This is a genomic window from Ideonella sp. (assembly GCF_041918995.1).
In the GTDB taxonomy this organism is placed as follows: Bacteria; Pseudomonadota; Gammaproteobacteria; order Burkholderiales; family Burkholderiaceae_C; genus Ideonella.
This window is the reverse complement of sequence record NZ_JAYRUN010000012.1, coordinates 43039-59035: the sequence shown is the minus strand read 5'-3', so window position 1 is coordinate 59035 and position 15997 is coordinate 43039. Positions and strand designations below refer to the sequence as shown.

The following is a 15997-nucleotide window of genomic DNA, read 5'->3' as shown; positions in this document are numbered from 1 at the left end:
CATGCTGGCACCGCCAAGACCTGCGGGTGCCCAAGGCTTTCGAACCGCGCATGCGAAGCGGCTGAACGCCACCCATGTCGCCGCTCGCCCCGTTGAGGCGTATCCGTGGGCCATTCGGCCAATCCCCGCTGTGAACGGCGGCTACGGCCGCCACAATCGGCGGCCATGACATCACCACGACCCGTATCCCGGGGCCGGCGCGCCGCCTGGGTGCTGCTGGCCACGGCGGCCGCCGCGCTGGGCGGCCCGGTGGCGGCGCAGGAGCCGGCCGCGCCCTTGCAGATGAAGCCCTGCCGCCTGCGCGGCGTGGAGCACGACGCGCAGTGCGGCGTGCTGCGCCGCCCGCTCGACCCGACGCGCACCGACGGCCCGCAGATCGAACTGCACGTGGCCGTGCTGCCGGCCGTCGCTCGCCACAAGAAGCCCGACCCGGTGCTGTTCTTTGCCGGCGGGCCCGGGCAGAGCGCCATCGAGCTGGCCGGGCCGGTCTCGCGCATGTTCCAGCGCTTCCTCAACCGGCGCGACATCATCCTGATCGACCAGCGGGGCACGGGGCGCAGCGCGCCGCTGGCCTGCGAGGGCGAGTCGCCCACCCGCCCGCTGGCCGACCAGGTGGACAACGAGCGCCAGGCCAAGCGCCTGGTGGCGTGCCGCGAGGCGCTGAAGAAGCTGCCCTACGGCGACCTGCGCCAGTTCACCACCTCCATCGCCATGGCCGACGCCGAAGCCGTGCGCCGGGCGCTGGGCGTGGGCCCCGTCAACGTGGTCGGAGGCTCCTACGGCACGCGGGCCGCGCTGGAGTACATGCGGCAGTTCCCGGGCAGCGTGCGGCGGGCGGTCATCGATGGCGTGGCGCCACCCGACATGGCGCTGCCGGGCTCGTTCTCCCCGGACGCGCAGCGCGCCTTCGACGCCCTGCTCACCGCCTGCGAGGAGGACGCGGCCTGCCGCCGGCGCTTCCCCAGCCTGCGCCTGCAATGGAAGGCCGTGCTGGCGGCGCTGCCGCGCGAGGTGAGCGTCGCCCACCCGGTGACGGGCCGGGAGGAGCGCCTCACGCTGAGCCGGGACATGCTGGTGGCGCTGGTGCGGCTGCCGCTGTATGCGCCCACGCTGTCCTCCGCGCTGCCGTACGCCATCAGCGAGGCGGCGGCCGGGCGCTACGGGGCCATCCTCGGCCTGGCCACCGCCATGGGCAGCGGCAGCCGCGCGCTGGACCTGGCCATGGGCATGCACTTCTCGGTGGTGTGTGCCGAGGACATGCCGCGCCTGGCCGCCAGCGGCGACAAGCCCGGTGCCGATTTCGGCGAGGTGGCGCTGAACCAGTACCGCGAGACCTGCGAAGGCTGGCCGCGTGGCCAGGTGCCGCCGGCGTTCTACACCGTGCCGCCGGCGCGGTCGCCGGTGCTGGTGCTCTCGGGCGACGCCGACCCGGTGACCCCGCCGCGCCATGGCGAACGCGTGGCCAAGGCGCTGGGCGCCAACGCCCGCCATGTGGTGGTGCCGAGTGCGGGCCACGGCACACTGGCGCTGGGCTGCATGCGCGACGTGGTGTTCCGCTTCGTGGACGCGGAGGAGCCGCAGGGCGCGCTGGACGGCGTGTCCACCGATGCGCAGTGCGTCGGCCGGCTGCCGCGCCCCTCGGCCTTCAGCCCGCCCGTCGCGCCGGGCACGCCCGACCCGGTGTGGCCGCCCGAGCCGCCAGCCGTGCCCAAGCCGGTGCCCCTGCCGGATCCGTCCCGCTATTCCAAGGCGGACCGCTGACCTCTCGACGACACCGCACACATGATTGAAGTGGAACAACTGGCCAAGCGCTTCGTGCAGGGGCGCGGCAAGTCGGCACGCGAGGTGCGCGCCGTGGACGGCGTCAGCTGGCGCGCCGAGGACGGCCGCATCACCGGGCTGCTCGGGCCCAACGGCGCGGGCAAGACGACCACCTTGCGTGTGGTCGCCGGGCTGATCCCGGCCGATGCCGGACGCGTGCGAGTGGACGGCATCGACGTGGCCGAGCAGCCCATGGCCGCGCTGGCGCGGCTGGGGGTGCTGTCGGATGCGCGCGGGCTCTACCCGCGCCTGACGGCGCGCGAGAACATCGTCTACTACGGGCGCCTGCACGGCATGGACGATGCGGCGGCCAGCGAACGCGCCGATGTGCTGGCGCACATGCTGGACATGGCGCCGCTGCTGGACCGGCGCACCGACGGCTTCAGCCAGGGCGAGAAGATGAAGACCGCCTTGGCGCGCGCCCTGGTGCACGACCCGGCCAACATCGTGCTGGACGAGCCCACCAACGGCCTGGATGTGCTGGCCACCCGGGCGCTGCGCGACGCGCTGCGCCGCCTGCGCGACGACGAGGGCAAGTGCATCGTCTTCTCCACCCACATCATGCAGGAGGTGCAGCGGCTGTGTGACCGCGTGGTGGTGATCGCCCACGGCCGCACGGTGGCCGACGGCACGGTGGCCGAGCTGTCCGCACGCACCGGGCAGTCCGATTTCGAGGAGGCCTTCGTGTCGCTGGCCTTCACCACCGCCGAGCGTGTCGAAGCCGGCGAGATCCACACCGGGAGCCCCGCATGAGCCGCCCCCCTCGATACAGCGCGTCGACGGCGCGCACCGCCTGGGCCGTGTTCCGCAAGGAGCTCACCGACGCGCTGCGCGACCGGCGCACGCTGCTGACGGTGTTCCTCAGCTCCGTGGCCATGGGGCCGCTGGTGCTGGTGCTGATCTCCACGCTGGTGTCCAGCATCGAGCAGCGCGCCGAGGCGCGGGAGATCCTCACCGTGGGCCTGGACCAGGCGCCCACGCTGCGCAACTACCTGCTGCGCCAGACCTACACGCTGGCCGAGGCCCCGCCCGACTACGAGCAGCGGCTGCGCGACAGCAAGCTCGGCGACCCGGTGCTGGTGGTGCCTGCCGGCTTCGAGGCGGATCTGGCGCGCGGCGAGGCGCCGGTGGTGGAGGTGGTCTCGGCCAGCTCCAACCAGCGGGCCCGCTCCGGTGAGGCGCGGCTGTCGCGGCTGCTCAACGGCTTCAACATGGAAGTGGGCACCCTGCGCCTGGCCGTGCGGGGTGTGTCGCCGCAGGCGCTGCAAGCCATCGAGGTGCAGGAGCGCGACCTGGCCAGCCCGGCCTCGCGGGCTGCGCAGTTCACCGCGATGCTGCCCTTCTTCGTGCTGATGGCGGTGCTCTACGGCGCACTCAGCGCCGCGCTGGACACGACGGCGGGCGAGCGCGAGCGCGGCTCGCTCGAGCCGCTGCTGATGAACCCGGCCTCGCGCCTGGCGCTGGTGGTGGGCAAGTGGGGCGCGGTGGCGGCGGTGGCCATGCTCATCGCGGTGCTGTCCAGCTTCAGCTTCCTGCCGGGGCAGTGGCTGCTGCGCAGCGAGACGCTGGCGGCAATGTTCCAGTACGGGCCCTACGAGGCCTTCGCCTTCCTGGCGCTGCTGCTGCCGCTGGCGGGCGCGCTGTCGGCGCTGCTGATGGTCATCGCCATCCGCAGCAAGACCTTCAAGGAGGCGCAGGCCAATGCCACCGTGGTGCTGCTGGTGGTGTCCATGCTGCCGATGATGAGCCTGTTCGCCCAGGACGGCGAGAAGCCCTGGCACCTCTGGGTGCCGGCGCTGGCGCAGTCCACGCTGATGAACCGCGTGCTGCGCGGCGAGCCGATCGGCGCCGCGGACCTGCTGCTGCCGGCGGTGGCCAGCCTCGTGCTGGCGGCCGTGTGCCTGGCGTGGCTGGCGCGGCAGTTCAACCGCGCGGCCGTGCGCTGATCGCGAACGGGGGTGCCCGCCGCGGTCGCCGCGGCGGGCGGGGCCGCCTCAGCCGCCGCTGGACTTCATCGGGCAGGTGTTCAGGCCCAGCAGCGTGTAGGCCGGGCAGAAGCCCAGCAGGCCGGTGGCCAGCGGCACGATGCCGACCCAGGCCCACAGGCCCAGGGTGCCGGTGGCGGCCAGGGCCACCAGGACCAGGCCGACGAGGATGCGGGCGATGCGGTCGACGCCGCCGACGTTGCTCTTCATGGTCGATTCCTTGCTCGTTCGCCGGGTGGCCGGACGGCCCCCACCGCGTGGTCGCATCATCCGGCGGTGGGGGGCGGCCCGTCTGTGACCGCAGTCACCGGGCGCACGGCGCACGGCGCGAGGCGCGTCAGCGGCCCTCGGCCAGTTGCCGGAGGGCCGCGGCGTCGCGCAGCGCGATGCGCTCGCGTCCCAGCGTGATCCAGCCGGCCCGCTCGAAGCGCTTGAGCAGGCGGGTGACGATCTCCCGCACGGTGCCCAGCTCGTCGGCCAACTGCTGGTGGGTGGTCTGGCGCACCGGCCCCTGGCCGAGCAGCGCCGCGGCCAGGCGCTGGTCGAGGCGCTGGAAGGCGACGGCCTCCGTCAGCGCCATCAGGTCGGCCAGCCGGTCGGCGAACACGCCGAAGACGTAGTGGCGAAAGCCCGGCTCGGCGGCCCAGCGGTCGAAGCCGGTGGGGGAGAGCAGGACCAGGGCGGTCGGCTGCGACGCCACGCCGTGCGCCACCATGCTGCGCTGGCCGAACAGGCAGGAGGCGGAGGCCACGCAGACCTCGCCCGGCGCCACCCGGTACAGCTCGATGGAACGGCCGCCGGGCGAGCCGCGTGCGACCCGCACCTCGCCGTCCAGGATGAGCGGGAAGCCCTGGCAGGGCGCTCCTTCGTCGAACAGCGGGGTGCCGGCCGGGACGCTGACGGCCTGCGCCTGCGTGGCGAGCACGTCGTCGCGCAGGCCCTCAGGCAGGGCCCCGATGGCGGGGTAGAGCGTGGCCAGGCGTGCCGCCCAGTCGGCCGAAGCGGCGCTCACCATGCGGCCGCGGGCGCCGTCTGGCGCTCCAGCTCGGTGAGCCAGCGCAGGGCGTCGGTGCGGGTGCGCCCGCACATGGCGGCGCTGGGCTGCAGCGAGCCGCAGACGGCGGGCCGCTCCGGCCGGCCGAACAGGCGGCATCGCGCGTGGTCGTCCAGCTGCACGCAGCGCACACCGGCCGGCTTGCCCGCGGGCATGCCGGGGATCGGGCTGGTGATGGACGGGGCGGTGCAGCAGGCGCCGCACGCCGGGCGGCAATCCATGGGCGTGTCGGGCGGGCGCATGGGGCGATTGTGCCGCCTCGCTCACCACCGCGGGCGCTGTATCGTACGACAGAGGTGAGCACACACTACTCTTTCCCGTCCGCCGGCGCACTGGCGGCATTGCCCTTTAAAATCAAGGCCTTGCATGCGGAGTCCCGCGTGCCTGCGGCGACAGGAAGGCCCCCGTGCTCTACCCCCAGGAATTCGACGTGATCGTGGTCGGCGGCGGCCATGCCGGCACGGAGGCGGCCTTGGCCGCCGCCCGCATGGGCGCGGCCACGCTGCTGCTGACGCACAACATCGAGACGCTCGGCCAGATGAGCTGCAACCCGTCCATCGGCGGGATCGGCAAGGGCCACCTGGTCAAGGAGGTCGACGCGCTCGGTGGCGCGATGGCCCTGGCCACCGACGAGGCCGGCATCCAGTTCCGCATCCTCAACTCCAGCAAGGGGCCGGCCGTGCGCGCCACGCGCGCCCAGGCCGACCGCGTGCTCTACAAGGCCGCCATCCGTCGCCGCCTGGAGAACCAGCCCAACCTGTGGCTCTTCCAGCAGGCGGTGGACGATCTGGTGGTGGAATCGGACGGCGTGCAGGACCGGGTCGTGGGCGCCGTCACGCAGGTGGGCATCACCTTCCGGGGGCGGGCCGTCGTGCTCACGGCGGGCACCTTTCTGGACGGGCGCATCCATGTGGGCCTGGAGAACCACGCCGCGGGCCGGGCGGGCGACCCGCCGGCGGTGCGGCTGTCGGCCCGGCTGAAGGAGCTGCAGCTGCCGCAAGCGCGCCTGAAGACCGGCACCCCGCCGCGCATCGACGGCCGCAGCATCGATTTCTCGCGGCTGGAGGAGCAGCCGGGCGACCACGACCCGGTGCCGGTGTTCAGCTTCCTCGGCGCGGCGGCCATGCACCCACGGCAGCTGCCGTGCTGGATCACGCACACCAACGAGCGCACGCACGCCATCATCCGCTCAGGCTTCGACCGCAGCCCCATGTTCACGGGCGTCATCGAGGGGGTGGGGCCGCGCTACTGCCCGAGCATCGAGGACAAGATCAACCGCTTCGCCGACAAGGCGAGCCACCAGATCTTCCTGGAACCGGAGGGGCTGACGACCCACGAGGTCTACCCCAACGGCATCTCCACCTCGCTGCCCTTCGACGTGCAGCTGGCGGCGGTGCGTTCCATGGTGGGCCTGGAAAACGCGCACATCCTGCGCCCGGGCTACGCCATCGAATACGACTACTTCGACCCGCGTGCCCTGACGGGCAGCTTCGAGACGCGCTCCATCGGCGGCCTGTTCTTCGCCGGCCAGATCAATGGCACCACGGGTTACGAGGAGGCGGCGGCGCAAGGCCTGTACGCGGGTGCCAATGCGGCTGCCCAGGCCCTGGGGCGGGCGCCCCTGTCGCTGCGGCGTGACCAGGCCTACCTGGGCGTGCTGGTGGACGACCTGGTCACCAAGGGCGTGACCGAGCCGTACCGGATGTTCACGAGCCGGGCGGAGTTCCGCCTGCAGCTGCGCGAGGACAACGCCGACGCCCGGCTGACCGCCTTGGGGCGCGAGCTGGGCTTGGTGGACGAGGTCCGCTGGGTGGCCTTCGAGCGCAAGCGGGAGGCGATCGAGCGCGAAATGCAGAAGCTGCGCAGCACCTGGGTGCACCCCGGTCGCCTGCCGGTGGAGGTGGCCGAGCCGGTGCTGGGGCAGGGCATCGAGCGGGAATACACCTTGGCCGACCTGCTGCGCCGGCCGGGTGTGGACTATGCGGGCCTGTCGCAGCTGGCGGCCGTGGCGCGCCCCGAGGCGGGTGTTTCACGTGAAACCTTGCAGGCGGAGTTGGGTGACGATCTGGCGGCCGCTGTGGTGGAACAAGTGGAAATCGCCACGAAGTACGCCGGCTACATCGACAAGCAGGTGGATGAAGTGCGGCGTGCGCAGGCCTACGAAAACCTGCGTCTGCCCGCAGAGCTCGACTACGAGCAGGTCACCGCGCTCAGCCACGAGGTGCGCCAGAAGCTCAGCCGCCACCGGCCCGAGACGCTGGGCCAGGCGTCGCGCATCTCGGGGGTCACGCCCGCGGCGGTGTCGCTGCTGCTGGTGCACCTGAAGAAGCGCCGCTTCCCCGGCTTCGCCGCCGATGCCGGCCGGGAGCTGCGCGCATGATGCCGAGCGATTGGGACAGCCTGGCGCCCGATCTGGACGATGGCCTGCGCCAGCTCGGTCTGGACCTGCCGGCCGCCACCCGGACCAAGCTGCTGCGTTACCTGGCGCTGATCGCCCGCTGGAACCAGGTCTACAACCTGACGGCGGTGCGGGAGCCCGAGGCCATGCTGCGCCAGCACCTGCTGGACTGCCTGGCCGCCCTGCCGGCCTTGCGCGGCCACCTCGCGGGGCAGCCGGCGCCGCGCGTGCTGGACGTGGGCAGCGGTGCGGGCCTGCCCGGCGCGGTGCTGGCGCTGTGCGAACCCGCCTGGCGTGTGAGCTGCGTCGACACGGTCGCCAAGAAGGCCAGCTTCATTCGCCAGGTGGCCGCCGAGCTTGGCGTGACCAACCTGCAGGCGCTGCACGCTCGGGTGGAGAACCTGAGCGAGGCCCCTTACGACCTGGTCATCTCCCGGGCGTTTGCGTCGCTGGCCGACTTCACCGCGTTGACGGTCACGTCGCTGGCCCCGGGCGGCGTGTGGGTCGCCATGAAAGGCAAGCCCGCCGCGGACGAGCTGGCCGAGTTGCCCCCCACCGTGACGGTGTTTCACGTGGAACCTCTGCAGGTCCCCGGCCTGGTGGCCGACCGCTGCCTGGTCTGGATGCGCCCCGGCCGCTGACCGGACGCCTCCGTCGGCAGCCTGTCCACCGTCTGCCCACCCGGCATGCACCGCCTGTGCACAGGCTTGTCCACAGGCGCGCCGGGGCCGGGCCGCTGCTCCGTCTGCCACTCGGTGAGGCGGCGCGTGGATCCAGCGCGTTGACGCCATCGCGCACGCCACGGGCGCGAGGAAGCGCACATGGCGTGCCCCGCGCAGGGCGGCGGAGCGGCGACAATCGCCCCATGTCCCGGATCTTCTGCATTGCCAACCAGAAAGGCGGCGTCGGCAAGACGACCACCACCGTCAACCTCGCGGCGGGCCTGGCGCGCGTGGGGCAGCGGGTGCTGCTCGTGGACCTGGACCCGCAAGGCAATGCCACCATGGGCTCCGGCGTGGACAAGCGCACCCTGGCGTCCACCGTCTACGACGTGCTGCTGGACAGCGCCAGCGTGGCCGAGGCGCGGGTGCGTTCGGACAAGGGCGGTTATGACGTGCTTGGCGCCAACCGCGAACTGGCGGGCGCCGAGGTCGAGCTGGTGAGCCTCGACCACCGCAACGAGCGCCTGCGCCGCGCGCTCAAGGCGGCCGAGGCCGACTACGACTTCGTGCTCATCGATTGCCCGCCGTCACTGAGCCTGCTCACGCTCAATGGGCTGTGCAGCGCACACGGCGTCATCGTGCCCATGCAGTGCGAGTACTTCGCGCTCGAGGGGCTGACCGACCTCGTCAACACCATCAAGCAGGTGCACGCCAACCTGAACCGCGACCTGCAGCTCATCGGCCTGTTGCGCGTGATGTTCGACCCCCGCATCACCTTGCAGACGCAGGTCAGCGACCAGCTCAAGGCCCACTTCGGCGACAAGGTGTTCAACACCGTGATCCCGCGCAACGTCCGTCTCGCGGAGGCACCGAGCTATGGGCTGCCCGGTGTGGTCTTCGACCCGTCGTCCAAGGGCGCGCAGGCCTTCGTCGACTTCGCGCGCGAGATGGTGGCCCGCGTGGCGGGGAGCGCGCCGCCCGGCGTGCCGGCCGACGCAGCGCCTGCGGCGGCCGGCGGCTGACGCCACGCCGGGCCGGCCTGGCCAGCCGGCGCGCCGGCGTCCCGTGACCGCGCCCCGGCGCGCCGGCGTCCCGTGACCGCGCCCCGGCGCGTCAGAGGCCCAGCGCCTCGTCCTTGCCCAGGTGCACGTTCATGCACTGCACCGCGGCGCCGCTGGCCCCCTTGCCCAGGTTGTCCAGACGGGCGATCAGCACCGCGTGCTGCTCGTTCGCGAACACGAAGAGGTCGGCCCGGTTCGTGTCGTTGCACGCCTGCACGTCGAAGAAGCCATGCGCCAGGGTCTCCGGATCGGACAGTGGCATGACCCGGATGTAGCGCTCGTGTGCGTAGTGGGCGGACAGCGCGTCGTGCAGGGCCGCGCCCGTCACGGTGCCCGGCAGGTGGCCCAGATGCAAGGGCACACTCACGGCGAGGCCCTTGTAGAAATTGGCCACCACCGGCATGAACACCGGCAGGCGGGTGAGCCGCGAGTGGGTGGTCATCTCGGGCAGGTGCTTGTGCGCCAGGCCCAGCGCGTAGGGGCGGGGGGACTGCAGCGCGGCGTCGCCGCCCGCCTGGTACTGCTCGATCATCTTCTTGCCGCCGCCGGAATAGCCGGTGATCGAGGTGACGCTCAGCGGGTAGTCGGGCGGCACGAGCCCGGCGTCGACGAGTGGCCGCATCAGCAGGATGAAGGCCGTCGCGTGGCAGCCCGGGTTGGCGATGCGCTTGGCCGCACGCAGCAGGTCCCGCTGGCCGGGCGCCAGCTCCGGCAGGCCGAAGACCCAGCCCGGGGCCGTGCGGTGGGCCGTGCTGGCGTCGATCAGGCAGGTGCGCGGGTTGGTCACCAGTGCCGCCGCTTCACGCGCGGCCGCGTCGGGCAGGCACAGGAATGCCACGTCGGCGGCGTTCAGCAGGCGGGCGCGTTCGTCCGCGTCCTTGCGCTTGTCCGGGTCGATCTTCAGCACCTCGATGTCGCCACGCAAGGCGAGCATCTCGTGGATGCGCAGTCCGGTCGTGCCTTCCTGGCCGTCGACATAGACACGGGTCGTCATGGGAAATCCTTGGGTGGGAGAGCGGGCGAGGGCCGCCGGCGCGTGCGGGACACCCGGCAGGCCGCGTGCCGCAGAATGGGCTGCTGTTGCACCCGAGGATAAGCCAAGCGATGACCGACTCCCAGCCTCTGCGCGTCCTGCTTGTGCCCGGCTGGCTCGATTCCGGGCCGGGCCACTGGCAGACCCGGTGGGAGGGGCGGCATGGCGACGAGCGCGTGCTGCAGGACGACTGGGTCTGGCCGCGGCGCGGCGACTGGATGGCCCAGCTGGAGCAGGCGGTGCTGGCCGACGAACGCCCGGCGCTGCTGGCCGCACACAGCCTGGGCTGCCACCTGGTGGCGGCCTGGGCGGCCCACTCCCGGCATGCTGGCCGGGTGCACGGGGCGCTGCTGGTGGCCCCACCCGACCTGGACAAGCCGGACCTGCCGCCGCAGCTGCAGGGCTGGCGGCCCGCCGTGCGCCGGCCGCTGACGTGTCCGGCGCGGCTGGTCTACAGCGAGGACGACCCCTTCTGCCGTCCCGAGGCGGCCCGCCGGCTGGCGGCCGACTGGGCCGTGCCGGCCCAGTCCATCGGGGCGCGCGGCCACATCAACGCCGAATCGGGGCTGGGCGATTGGGACGAGGGCCGACGCTGGCTGCTGGCCACCGCCCGGCCCTGAGCCTCACTTGGCGGCCGGGGCCACCAGCTCCTCGGTCGCGCCCGTGGGGCCACCCACGGCCTGCGCGTGGTTGCGCACGACGTATTGGGCGATGAGCTGGGCGGTGCGGGTCAGCATGAGGTTGTCCGCCACGCCGAGCGCAAAGCCCGAGCCGGCGCTGGAGCGCTGGTAGAACTCGGCGTTGTCCACCGGCTTGCCGGTGGCGGCGTCCTTGGCCCGCAGCGTCATGCGCACGCCGGAACTGCCCGCCAGCGGGCCGGTCCAGATGCGGGCGCCCACGCCGATGAAGCGGATCTCCTCGATGACCGGCTCGAGCACCAGCCGGCGGCCGTTGTCGGCCCGCTTGTTCCACCCGGCCAGGTGCGGCGCGAGCTCCTTGTCCAGGTTCTCCTGGATCTTCGCCATGGCACGCTGGTTGGCGTCGTCCCCGGCAAAGGCGGGGGCCAGCACGATCGGCTTGACCTCGATGCGGCCGAACGCGCCATAGGCTTCGGTGGGCGGCGGGTTCTGCGTGCGGGTGGCCTTGACCTTGGAGGCGCAGCCGGTGGTGACGGCCACGGCCGCCACCAGGCCCAGCACCACGGCCGCACGGCGGCTGGAACGGATCATGGGGAACTCCAGGGGAATAACGGATTAGCGCAGGTGCGCGGAGGCGGCAGCATAGCCGCGGCGCCCGAGCGCGCCTACACCATGAGCGGGGGAAGCTCGTCCACGCACCAGGCCCGCCACCCCGCGGGAAGCGGGGCCCGAAGGCCCCGCGCCTGGCACAGCGCCGCCACCCAGCGCGGCCCGTGCCACGAGCCGGCATTCGGCGGCTCGCCAGGCGCCGCGGGCCGGCAGGGCAGGGCCCGCAGCGGCTCGGGCAGGGCGGCATGGCCCAGCGCCTTGGCCGCCGCTTCCTTCAGCGTCCAGCACACATGCAGCCGCCAGGCCAGGCCCTCGGGCGGCCCCGCCAGCCAGTGCGCCTGCTCCGGCGGCTGGCAGATGGCGCCCAGCAGGGCCGCCGCATCCCGCGGGCGGCGTGGCGGCCACGATTCGATGTCCATGCCCAGCGGGCCGGTGCCCGCGGCGGCGGCGACCCAGTCGCCGCTGTGGCTGAGGCTCAGCGTGTCCAGCCCGGGCACGTGCGGGCAGCCTGGCGCCAGGGCGGGCGCGCGGCCCGGGGTGCCATCGAGCGCCCAGTCGCGCGGGTCGGTTGCCGGGGCGCGGCGGGCCAGCAGCTCGCGCAGCAGCCAGCGTCCGGCCAGGAACTGGCCGCGGCGGCCGCCATGGGCCAGCCCGGGCAGCCGCGCGGCCTCGCTGGCGCTGAGCCAGCCCGGCTCTGCCGGGGCCCGCGCCAGCACCGCGTCCACCCGGTCCACCTGCCACGCGAGCACGGGGTCGGCCATGGCTCGGCGGGGCGATGGCCCGGGCCGCGGATCAGGGCGCGACCTTGGCGTAGGTGCCCTTGAGCGCCACGCCGATCACGATGGCGCCGGCGTGGCACTCGAACTCGGTGTTGCTCTTGAAGGTGTCGCGCTTGTAGTAGCTCACCACGTTGATCACGGCGTTCGCGCCCTGGCGCTTGGCGCTGTCCTGCAGCGCCACCAGGGCGGACAGGGCGGCCCACTTGCAGCCGAAGCGGTCGTCCTTGCCGACGCCGTTGGTCTTCTTGTTGGAGACGTCGTCGCCCAGCGTGGTGATCACCTTGCCCGGCTTCTCGTCGCCGAAGTAGAACTTCACCGAGCCGTCGAGCTGCTGCTTGGCCTCGGGCATCTCCATTACCTCGGCGAAGGGAATCTTGTACTCCGTGTCGCGCGCCTGGGCGGCCGGGGCCGCGGCCAGCGTGGCGGTCGCGGCCAGCGCGGCGACCAGGTGCAGAAGGGTGTTCGATCGGTTCATGGGCGTCTCCTCAGGGGGCGGTGGCGATGTGCTTGATCAGGTTGGCGATCCAGCGGTTGTAGTTGGGGTGGATCTCCATGCTGCCGTCGGCATGGCGGCTGAAATTCATGTTCGTGCTGTCCACGTACGTCAGCTCGTAGCCCTTGTCGTCGTACACGGCCGCGATCACCACCTCGTGCTTGCCTTGCTTGTTGAACTTGAGCGTGAGCTTGCCGGGCTCCTCGGCGCCGAGCATCCAGCCCAGGCCCTGCGCCCCCTTGAGAATCGCGGCACGCACCGCGGGGGTGCCACTGGCCTGGCCGTCGGCCGTGGCCAGCAGCACGCGGCCGGGTTGCACCATCGGTGCGTCGCGGCCATGGGCCGTGCCGAGCGCCGCGGCCAGGGCCAGGGCGAGCAGCCAGCCACGCATGGCTGAGGGGGGTCGGGTCATCGGTCTTCTCCTCCGGGGTGCAGATGGGGAACGCGTCAGCCGGGCCAGCGCCGGAAGACCAGCGAGGTGTTGATGCCGCCGAACGCGAAATTGTTGCTGACCACCACGTCGGTCTCGATGTGGCGGCCCTCGCCCATGATGTAGTCGAGCGGGGCGCAGCGCTCGTCCACGCGGGTGAGGTTCACCGTCGGGGCGAACCAGCCCTCGCGCATCATCTCAATGCTCATCCAGGCCTCCAGCGCGCCACAGGCGCCCAGCGTGTGGCCCATGTAGCTCTTGAGCGAGCTGATCGGCACGCGGCTGCCGTACACGGCCTGCGTGGCCAGCGACTCGGCCACGTCGCCGTGGTCGGTGGCGGTGCCATGCGCGTTCACGTAGCCCACGGCCTGCGGCGGCAGGCCGGCGTCGTCCAGCGCCAGCCGCAGGGCCTGCGCCATGGTGTCGTGCTGCGGGTGGGTCACGTGCTGGCCGTCGCTGTTGGTGCCGAAGCCGATCACCTCGGCATGGATGCGTGCACCGCGCGAGCGGGCGTGCTCCAGCTCCTCCAGCACGAGCGTGCAGGCGCCCTCGCCGAGCACCAGGCCGTCGCGCTCGGCGTCGAACGGACGGGGCGAGGCGTCGGGCCGGTCGTTGCGCACGCTGGTGGCGAAGAGCGTGTCGAACACCGCGGCTTCCGTGGCGTCCAGCTCCTCGGCGCCGCCAGCCAGCATGGCCACCTGCTTGCCCTGCTGGATGGCCTCGTAGGCGTAGCCGATGCCCTGCGAGCCGGACGTGCAGGCGCTGCTGGTGGTGATGATGCGGCCGGTGATGCCGAAGAACACGCCCATGTTCACCGCGGCGGTGTGCGACATCATCTTGATGTACGTGCTCGCCGTGATGCCCTCGGTGGTCTTCTCGGTGATCATGCGGCCGAAGTCGCCGATGGCCTTGGGCGTGCCGGCCGACGAGCCGTACGAGATGCCCACGCGCCCGCTGCCCAGCAGCGGGCTGCCCAGCAGGCCGGCGTCGATCAGCGCCAGCTCGCTGGCCCGCGTGCCCATGATGGCCACGCGGCCCATGCTGCGGGTGGTCTTGCGGTTGTAGTGGGCCGGCAGGTCGAAGGGCGCCACCGGCGCGCCCAGGCGCGTGTTGAGCCCGTCGTAGACGTCCCACTCGGCCATGCGCTGCACCGCGTTGCGCCGCGAGCGCAGGCGGTCGTGCACCGTCGCCCAGTCGTGGCCGATGGGGCTGAGCGCCCCCATGCCCGTGATGACGACCCGCTTGCTCACACCATGCCTCCGTTCACCGAAATCACCTGGCGGGTGATGTAGCCCGCCTCGGCGGACATGAGAAAGGCCACCAGCGCGGCCACTTCCTCCGGCCGCCCCATGCGGCGTGCCGGGATCATCTTCATCGCCTCGTCCACCACCTCGGGCGGCACCATCTCCGTCTCGATGAGACCGGGTGCCACGCAGTTGACGGTGATGTCGCGCCTGGCCAGCTCGATGGCCAGGGCCTTGGTGGCGCCCATCAGGCCCGCCTTGGCGGCGCTGTAGTTGGCCTGGCCGCGGTTGCCCACCAGGCCCGAGACGGACGCCAGCGTGACGATGCGCCCGGGCTGGCGGCGCCGCACCATGGGCATCACCACCGGCTGCAGCACGTTGTAGAAGGCATCGAGGTTGGTGTGGATCACGCTGTCCCATTCCTCGCCCGTCATGGCGGGGAAGGCCGCGTCGCGGGCGATGCCGGCGTTGCAGACCACGCCGTAGTAGGCGCCATGCGCGTCCATGTCGGCCTCCAGCGCGGCCGCCGCGGCGGCGCGATCGGCGACGTCGAAGCACAGCAGGCGCGCCGTGCCGCCGGCGGCCGCGACCTCGTCCACCACCGCCTGCGCCGCGGGCGAGGCGCTGCGCCCGTGCACCACCACGCCCAGCCCGTCACGCGCCAGGCGCAGGGCGATGGCGCGGCCGATGCCGCGGCTGGAGCCGGTGACGAGCACGGTGCGGGCAGCGGCGGTGCTCATCGCGCCCCCTGCGAGGCGATGGCGGCTGGCGGCACGGCGGTGGCACCCGCGCTCGCGCCCAGCTCGCTGCGAACTGCGCTCAGCAACTCGTGCACCCAGCGCTCATAAAAGGGATGGATGACGAACGCGGAGGGCTTGGCGTATGCCGACTCCGGCCGATCCATGAACATCGCGCGCTGTTCCGCTGCTGCAACCCTGGTAGATCGCGCGACCGATAGTTCCATCGGTGCGTCACCGTACTTCATGTTGACGCTGTCCACGTACCGCACCGAGTAGCGCTGGGCGTCATAGGTGATCGCCACCACCACGCGGTGCTTTTCCCCCTTCTCGTACACGCCCTTCAGCGTTCCAGGCGCTTCGGGCTGCACCTGCCAGCCGCGCCGCGGCGCGGCGCGCAGGAAGGCGGCCTGCACCGTCTCGGCCGTCTGCGGCCGGTCGGTGGCCAGGCTCACCGGCACGTCGATGAAGTCCATCACCGGCACGGGTGTGCGTTGGGCGTGGGCGGCTGGCTGGGCGGCCAGCAGGCAGGCCGCCAGCGCCAGGCGGGCTCGGATCGTCATGGTGTGGCAGCTCCCTCGTGTGGTGTGGCGGGCCCGGTGCCGGCGCCCTCGGGGGGCGGCTCGAACACCGAGACCATGGCCTCGGCCAGCAGCTGGCCGTGCGCGTCTCGAATGTGGCAGTCGAATTGTCCCAGGCCGTTGTCGCCGATCAGTTCGCAGCGCGCGCTGATGTGCAGGACCTGGCCGGCGGGGAAGCGCGGGCAGTGCGGCATGTAGCGGCGGCTGCCGAGCAGGTAGCCGATGCCCGGCTCGCGGCCGGCGGCGCGGGCGCGGGCGCCGGCCCAGGCGGCGATGGTCTGGGCCATGTACTCGATGCCCACCCACGCGGGCACGGCGCCGTCGCGGGCGAACGGGCTGTCCTCGCGCACCGTCAGCTCGGCACGGGCGGCCTGGTCATCCACCGCCAGCAGCCGGTCCAGCAGCAGCAGGGTGCCGCGGTGCGGCACGTAGTGGGCGATGTCGTGGGGCGTCTCGGCGGGGGCGGTCATGG

At 72.5% G+C, this 15997-nt stretch carries 19 protein-coding genes; 7 read left to right on the top strand and 12 right to left on the bottom strand.

Annotated elements, in window-relative coordinates:
• Positions 1 to 165: 165 nt before the first annotated feature.
• Genes ACE3UN_RS12305 through ACE3UN_RS12295 form a run of 3 tightly spaced genes read left to right on the top strand, consistent with a single transcriptional unit; the run spans position 166 to position 3767 of the window.
• A complete protein-coding gene (locus tag ACE3UN_RS12305; RefSeq protein WP_374675246.1) occupies positions 166 to 1761 on the top strand; it encodes an alpha/beta hydrolase in 1596 nt (531 codons plus the stop codon).
• A 21-nt stretch (positions 1762 to 1782) separates the two neighbouring features.
• The gene (locus tag ACE3UN_RS12300; RefSeq protein ID WP_374675245.1) at positions 1783 to 2574 is read left to right on the top strand and encodes an ATP-binding cassette domain-containing protein; all 792 of its coding nucleotides are present in this window, start codon (positions 1783 to 1785) and stop codon (positions 2572 to 2574) included.
• Entirely contained in the window at positions 2571 to 3767 is a 1197-nt protein-coding gene (locus tag ACE3UN_RS12295) for an ABC transporter permease (RefSeq protein ID WP_374675244.1), read from the top strand. Before ACE3UN_RS12300 ends, ACE3UN_RS12295 begins: the two co-directional genes overlap by 4 nt.
• 48 nt (positions 3768 to 3815) lie before the next feature.
• Here the strand turns inward: ACE3UN_RS12295 and ACE3UN_RS12290 are convergent, their stop codons facing one another.
• From ACE3UN_RS12290 to ACE3UN_RS12280, 3 genes are all read right to left on the bottom strand, one after another.
• On the bottom strand, positions 3816 to 4016 hold the full coding sequence (locus tag ACE3UN_RS12290; RefSeq protein ID WP_374675243.1) for a DUF2892 domain-containing protein: 201 nt from the start codon (positions 4014 to 4016) through the stop codon (positions 3816 to 3818).
• 127 nt (positions 4017 to 4143) lie between these two features.
• Positions 4144 to 4821 (bottom strand): Crp/Fnr family transcriptional regulator, encoded by a 678-nt coding sequence (locus ACE3UN_RS12285; RefSeq protein ID WP_374675242.1) that lies wholly within the window; start codon positions 4819 to 4821, stop codon positions 4144 to 4146.
• Positions 4815 to 5081: a YkgJ family cysteine cluster protein gene (locus tag ACE3UN_RS12280; RefSeq protein ID WP_374675327.1), complete on the bottom strand. Its 267-nt coding sequence runs from the start codon at positions 5079 to 5081 to the stop codon at positions 4815 to 4817. Before ACE3UN_RS12280 ends, ACE3UN_RS12285 begins: the two co-directional genes overlap by 7 nt.
• A 185-nt stretch (positions 5082 to 5266) precedes the next feature.
• Here ACE3UN_RS12280 and mnmG point away from each other — a divergent pair, with 185 nt between their 5' ends.
• The 3 genes from mnmG (at position 5267) to ACE3UN_RS12265 (ending at position 8942) form a co-directional block, all read left to right on the top strand.
• Complete coding sequence (mnmG, locus tag ACE3UN_RS12275; RefSeq protein WP_374675241.1) at positions 5267 to 7240, top strand: tRNA uridine-5-carboxymethylaminomethyl(34) synthesis enzyme MnmG; 1974 nt, start codon at positions 5267 to 5269, stop codon at positions 7238 to 7240.
• Positions 7237 to 7899: a 16S rRNA (guanine(527)-N(7))-methyltransferase RsmG gene (rsmG, locus tag ACE3UN_RS12270; protein WP_374675240.1), complete on the top strand. Its 663-nt coding sequence runs from the start codon at positions 7237 to 7239 to the stop codon at positions 7897 to 7899. The genes mnmG and rsmG overlap by 4 nt, the downstream gene beginning before the upstream one ends.
• Positions 7900 to 8123: 224 nt before the next feature.
• On the top strand, positions 8124 to 8942 hold the full coding sequence (locus tag ACE3UN_RS12265) for a ParA family protein (protein WP_374675239.1): 819 nt from the start codon (positions 8124 to 8126) through the stop codon (positions 8940 to 8942).
• 91 nt (positions 8943 to 9033) lie between these two features.
• On the opposite strand, the gene argC is transcribed toward ACE3UN_RS12265, so the two are convergent.
• Complete coding sequence (gene argC, locus ACE3UN_RS12260; protein ID WP_374675238.1) at positions 9034 to 9975, bottom strand: N-acetyl-gamma-glutamyl-phosphate reductase; 942 nt, start codon at positions 9973 to 9975, stop codon at positions 9034 to 9036.
• 110 nt (positions 9976 to 10085) lie between these two features.
• On the opposite strand from argC, the gene ACE3UN_RS12255 reads away from it, so the two are divergent.
• Positions 10086 to 10634: an RBBP9/YdeN family alpha/beta hydrolase gene (locus ACE3UN_RS12255; RefSeq protein WP_374675237.1), complete on the top strand. Its 549-nt coding sequence runs from the start codon at positions 10086 to 10088 to the stop codon at positions 10632 to 10634.
• Between the two features lie 3 nt (positions 10635 to 10637).
• Here ACE3UN_RS12255 and ACE3UN_RS12250 read toward each other — a convergent pair whose 3' ends face one another.
• The 8 genes from ACE3UN_RS12250 to ACE3UN_RS12215 all read right to left on the bottom strand — a co-directional run bounded on the left by ACE3UN_RS12250 (position 10638) and on the right by ACE3UN_RS12215 (position 15995).
• Positions 10638 to 11243 carry a hypothetical protein gene (locus ACE3UN_RS12250; protein ID WP_374675236.1) on the bottom strand — a complete coding sequence of 202 codons (606 nt, stop codon included), beginning with the start codon at positions 11241 to 11243 and terminating at the stop codon, positions 10638 to 10640.
• Positions 11244 to 11317: 74 nt separating this feature from the next.
• Positions 11318 to 12022, bottom strand: a complete 705-nt coding sequence (locus ACE3UN_RS12245) for a 4'-phosphopantetheinyl transferase superfamily protein (RefSeq protein ID WP_374675235.1) — start codon at positions 12020 to 12022, stop codon at positions 11318 to 11320.
• Positions 12023 to 12053: 31 nt separating this feature from the next.
• Positions 12054 to 12515 carry an excinuclease ATPase subunit gene (locus tag ACE3UN_RS12240; protein ID WP_374675234.1) on the bottom strand — a complete coding sequence of 154 codons (462 nt, stop codon included), beginning with the start codon at positions 12513 to 12515 and terminating at the stop codon, positions 12054 to 12056.
• A gap of 10 nt (positions 12516 to 12525) precedes the next feature.
• A complete protein-coding gene (locus tag ACE3UN_RS12235; protein ID WP_374675233.1) occupies positions 12526 to 12945 on the bottom strand; it encodes a hypothetical protein in 420 nt (139 codons plus the stop codon).
• A 35-nt stretch (positions 12946 to 12980) separates the two neighbouring features.
• Positions 12981 to 14213, bottom strand: coding sequence for a beta-ketoacyl-ACP synthase (locus ACE3UN_RS12230; protein WP_374675232.1), 1233 nt, complete (start codon positions 14211 to 14213; stop codon positions 12981 to 12983).
• Positions 14210 to 14947, bottom strand: coding sequence for a 3-oxoacyl-ACP reductase FabG (gene fabG, locus ACE3UN_RS12225; RefSeq protein ID WP_374675231.1), 738 nt, complete (start codon positions 14945 to 14947; stop codon positions 14210 to 14212). The genes ACE3UN_RS12230 and fabG overlap by 4 nt, the downstream gene beginning before the upstream one ends.
• Positions 14944 to 15507, bottom strand: coding sequence for a hypothetical protein (locus ACE3UN_RS12220; protein WP_374675230.1), 564 nt, complete (start codon positions 15505 to 15507; stop codon positions 14944 to 14946). The genes fabG and ACE3UN_RS12220 overlap by 4 nt, the downstream gene beginning before the upstream one ends.
• A complete protein-coding gene (locus tag ACE3UN_RS12215; RefSeq protein WP_374675229.1) occupies positions 15504 to 15995 on the bottom strand; it encodes a hypothetical protein in 492 nt (163 codons plus the stop codon). The genes ACE3UN_RS12220 and ACE3UN_RS12215 overlap by 4 nt, the downstream gene beginning before the upstream one ends.
• Positions 15996 to 15997: the final 2 nt, after the last annotated feature.